This window comes from Mesorhizobium sp. M7A.F.Ca.CA.001.10.2.1, from assembly GCF_003998575.1.
Classification (GTDB): domain Bacteria; phylum Pseudomonadota; class Alphaproteobacteria; order Rhizobiales; family Rhizobiaceae; genus Mesorhizobium.
This window is the reverse complement of record NZ_RZQY01000549.1, coordinates 1-4,184: the sequence shown is the minus strand read 5'-3', so window position 1 is coordinate 4,184 and position 4,184 is coordinate 1. Positions and strand designations below refer to the sequence as shown.

Sequence of the window (4,184 nt, the reverse complement as noted above, 5' to 3'; positions counted from 1 at the left end):
TCCTTGGCAAATTCCGCGTCCATCTCGGCCGCGTCGAAAAAGCGATCGGCGCGCTGCTGGTGGTCGCCGGCGTGTTTTTCCTCACCGGCGGCGTGCAGACGGTGTCTTACTGGCTGCTGGAAAATTTCCCGGTGCTGGGGCGGCTGGGGTAGGTCGCGTCGGCGGAACGATGCACGGCAGCCCGCATTTGCAGTACCGTTGATCAACACTTTTTCGAGCCGGGAGGCGAGAATGGTAGCCAAGGCGGATGTGCGAAAATTCTTCAAGGTCTATGAGAAAATCTACAATGACGCGATCGCCGACACCGTCGATCTCAACGACGTCGCGGACATGTATTCGGCCGGTTTTGTCTCGGTGACGCCGGCAGCGGTCATGGTTGGCGAGAATGGCGAGCAGTTGAAGGCCATCATGACAAAGGGTTTTGGCCTATCGTGCCCTCGGCAGCAAGAGGATGACCTGCAAGGAGGTCTCTGTGACACCTGTCGACCAGGACCATTGCGTGGCTGAGGTAAACTGGGCCGGTGACTATGAACGCAAGGATGGGAGTCCCGTGACCATCGACTTTGCGGTCAACTATCTCGTCGAAAAGCGCGACGGCAAGCTGAAGGTGTTTGGCTGGATATCAGGTGACGAGCAGGCGGAATTCAGGAAACACGGCCTGTTGTAGGTGTGCTGACTGCCGAATTCCGTTTTAAGACCCGCTGATTAAGAGTCAGCTGCTCCGCCATCTCACCGAAATTTAACCGCATTGGTGAAGCAAGGCGCCACTGCTAGCATGCTTTGATTCCCAACCCTTTTCATATGGTTGTCCCTTCCATGAGCCAGAGATCCTGCCTGTCCGTCATTCTCGCCGCCGGCGAAGGCACGCGCATGAAGAGCGTGCTGCCGAAGGTGCTGCACCAGATCGCCGGCCTGCCGATGGTCGCCCATGTGGTGAAGGCAGCCGAAGCCGCCGGCGCCGGCAGCCAGGCGCTGGTGATCGGCCATGGCGCCGACGAGATGCGCAAGGCTGCGGCAAAGTTCGCGCCGAAGGCCGAGACTTTCGTGCAGGAGAAGCGCCTTGGCACCGCGCACGCCGTGCTGGCCGCACGCGATGCGATATCAAAGGGTTATGACGACGTCCTGGTGATGTTTGGCGACACGCCGCTGATCGACGCCGATGCGCTGACCGTGGCGCGGCTGAAGTTGGCCGAGGGCGCCGCCGTCGTCGTGATCGGCTTCCGCCCGCCCAGCCCGACCGGCTATGGCAGGCTGATCGAGAAGGACGGCAAATTGGTGGCCATCCGCGAGGAGAAGGACTGTTCCGAGGAGGAAAGAAAGATCGGCTTCTGCAATGCCGGCATGATGGCGGTGGCCGGCGCCCACGTGCTGACGCTGCTCGATCAGGTTGGCAATAAGAATGCCAAAGGCGAATATTATCTCACCGACATTGTCGAGATCGCCAGTGCGCGAGGCCTCGATGTCGTCGCCACCGAAGCCAGCTTCGAAAGCGCACTCGGTATCAACAACCGCGCCGAACTTGCGCAAGCCGAGGGCATATGGCAGGCGCGCCGGCGGCATGAAGCGATGCTGTCGGGCGTGACGCTGATCGCGCCGGAGACCGTGTATTTCTCGCACGACACCGAGATCGGCACTGACACGATCGTCGAGCCCAATGTCTGGTTCGGTCCGGGTGTGAAGATTGCGACGGGCGCCAAGATACATGCGTTCAGCCACATCGAAGGCGCCACCATTGCGTCCAATTGCGATGTCGGGCCATACGCGCGACTGCGGCCGGGTGCTGATCTCCGGGACAAGGCCAAGGTCGGCAATTTCTGCGAGGTCAAGCAGGCGGTTATCGAAGAGGGCGCCAAGGTCAACCATTTGACCTATATCGGCGATGCCCGCGTCGGCGCGGGAGCCAATATCGGCGCCGGCACCATCACCTGCAATTATGACGGCTATTCGAAATTCTTCACGGACATCGGCGAGGGCGCGTTCATTGGCTCTAATTCGTCGCTGGTGGCACCTGTCACCATCGGCAAGGGCGGCTACATTGCCTCGGGCAGCGTGATCACCGAAAGCGTGCCCGACGATGCGCTGGCCTTCGGCCGTGCTCGCCAGAAGACGATCCCGGGCAAGGGCAAGGAATTGCGCGAACGCTTTGCTTCGGCCGCGGCTGCGAAGAAAAAGTAAGACCAGCCCGCAAAAAACCGAACGATTGCAGTAACCGGATTGCAAGAGCGGTCTGTCATGGTGCATCGACAAGAATGAGCGTTCCGTTACACGGGACGAAATGCAATGTGACTTTCGCGGCAGGCCGGCCATCCCTAAATAGCGCTGGTTTTCCACGGGGACTCGGGGGCTGTCTGCATGTGCGGTATCGTTGGAATCGTCGGCCACTCGCAGGTTGCGCCGCTCATCGTCGACGCGCTGAAGCGGTTGGAATATCGCGGCTATGACTCGGCCGGCGTCGCCACCATCGAGCACGGCCAGCTTGCTCGCCGCCGCGCCGAAGGCAAGCTGATCAACCTCGAGCGCCGGCTCAAGGACGAGCCGCTCGACGGTACGATCGGCATCGGTCACACACGCTGGGCGACACACGGCGTGCCCAACGAGACCAATGCGCATCCGCATTTTTCCGACGGTGTCGCCATCGTCCATAACGGCATCATCGAGAATTTCGCCGAATTGCGCGAAGAACTGATCCGCGATGGCTATTCTTTCTCCTCGCAGACCGACACCGAGGTCGTCGCCCATCTGGTGGCGCGCGAACTCGCCAAAGGCCTGAAGCCGGTCGAGGCCGCGCACCAGGCGCTGAAGCGGCTGGAAGGCGCCTTTGCGCTGGCAATCATGTTCAAGGGCGACGAGGACCTGATCGTCGGCGCGCGCAATGGTCCGCCTTTGGCTGTCGGCCATGGCGATGGCGAGATGTTTTTGGGCTCCGACGCCATCGCGCTCGCACCGTTCACCAATTCGATCACCTATCTCGAAGATGGCGACTGGGCGGTGGTGCGCCGCGACGGCGTCACCATCTTCGACATCGACGGCACAAAGGTCGACCGCAAGCGCCAGCAGTCGCTTTCGACCAGCTTCATGGTCGACAAGGGCAATCGGCGCCATTTCATGGAGAAGGAGATCCATGAGCAGCCCGAAGTGATCTCGCATACCTTGGCGAATTATCTCGATTTTGTCGGCGGCGTCTCCAAGCCGCTGGATCTGCCGTTCAATTTCGCAGAGATCAACCGGCTGGCGATTTCGGCCTGCGGTACCGCCTATCTTGCCGGCCTGATCGGCAAATACTGGTTCGAGCGCTACGCGCGCCTGCCCGTCGACATCGATGTCGCCTCCGAATTCCGTTACCGCGAAATGCCATTGTCGAAGAACGACGCGGCGTTCTTCATTTCGCAGTCCGGTGAGACTGCCGACACGCTGGCCTCGCTGCGTTATTGCCGCAAGGCCGGCATGAAGATCGGCGCGATCGTCAATGTGCGCGAATCGACCATGGCGCGCGAATCCGATGTCGTGCTGCCGACGCTCGCCGGGCCGGAGATCGGCGTTGCCTCGACCAAGGCGTTCACCTGCCAGCTGTCCGTGCTGGCATCGCTTGCCGTGCGGGCCGGCGTGGCGCGCGGGACAATCTCGAAAGAACAAGAGAAGACCCTGGTGCGCGCGCTATCGGAAGCGCCGCGCTATGCCAATCAGGTGCTCAAGCTTGAAGAGCAGATCGAACGGATCGCGCGTGAACTCTCACGCTACAAGGACGTGCTCTATCTCGGCCGCGACACCAACTTTCCGCTGGCCATGGAAGGCGCGCTGAAACTCAAGGAAATCTCCTATATCCACGCCGAGGGCTATGCGGCCGGCGAGCTGAAGCATGGACCGATCGCGCTGATCGATGAGAACATGCCGGTCATCGTCATTGCGCCGCACGACCACATTTTCGAAAAAACCGTGTCGAACATGCAGGAAGTGGCGGCGCGCGGCGGCAAGATCATCCTGATCACCGACAGCAAGGGTGCGGCGCTGACGAGCGTCAAGACGATGGAGACGATCATCCTGCCGGACGTGCCGGAAATCATCTCGCCGATCATCTACGCGCTGCCCATCCAGATGCTGGCCTATTTTACCGCCGTCTTCATGGGCACCGACGTCGACCAGCCGCGCAATCTGGCGAAATCGGTGACGGTGGAATAGGCATCATC

General features: G+C 60.8%; 3 protein-coding genes and 1 pseudogene. All 4 read left to right on the top strand.

Annotation, left to right across the window (positions count from 1 at the left end; translation table 11 throughout):
- Positions 1 to 152, top strand: a pseudogene (locus tag EN964_RS26960) (cytochrome c biogenesis protein CcdA); the annotation flags it as partial.
- 79 nt (positions 153 to 231) lie between these two features.
- Positions 232 to 507, top strand: a complete 276-nt coding sequence (locus EN964_RS38820; protein WP_236382805.1) for a hypothetical protein — start codon at positions 232 to 234, stop codon at positions 505 to 507.
- Positions 508 to 816: 309 nt separating this feature from the next.
- Positions 817 to 2,175: a bifunctional UDP-N-acetylglucosamine diphosphorylase/glucosamine-1-phosphate N-acetyltransferase GlmU gene (gene glmU, locus EN964_RS26950; protein ID WP_127268353.1), complete on the top strand. Its 1,359-nt coding sequence runs from the start codon at positions 817 to 819 to the stop codon at positions 2,173 to 2,175.
- A 177-nt stretch (positions 2,176 to 2,352) separates the two neighbouring features.
- Positions 2,353 to 4,176, top strand: coding sequence for a glutamine--fructose-6-phosphate transaminase (isomerizing) (gene glmS / locus EN964_RS26945; RefSeq protein WP_127272024.1), 1,824 nt, complete (start codon positions 2,353 to 2,355; stop codon positions 4,174 to 4,176).
- Positions 4,177 to 4,184 lie beyond the last annotated feature (8 nt).

Excerpts from the sequence above, each read along its gene's own strand:
- glmS (WP_127272024.1), top strand. The coding sequence starts at position 2,353 with ATGTGCGGTATCGTTGGAATCGTCGGCCACTCGCAGGTTGCGCCGCTC.
- glmU (WP_127268353.1), top strand. The coding sequence starts at position 817 with ATGAGCCAGAGATCCTGCCTGTCCGTCATTCTCGCCGCCGGCGAAGGC.
- EN964_RS38820 (WP_236382805.1), top strand. The coding sequence starts at position 232 with ATGGTAGCCAAGGCGGATGTGCGAAAATTCTTCAAGGTCTATGAGAAA.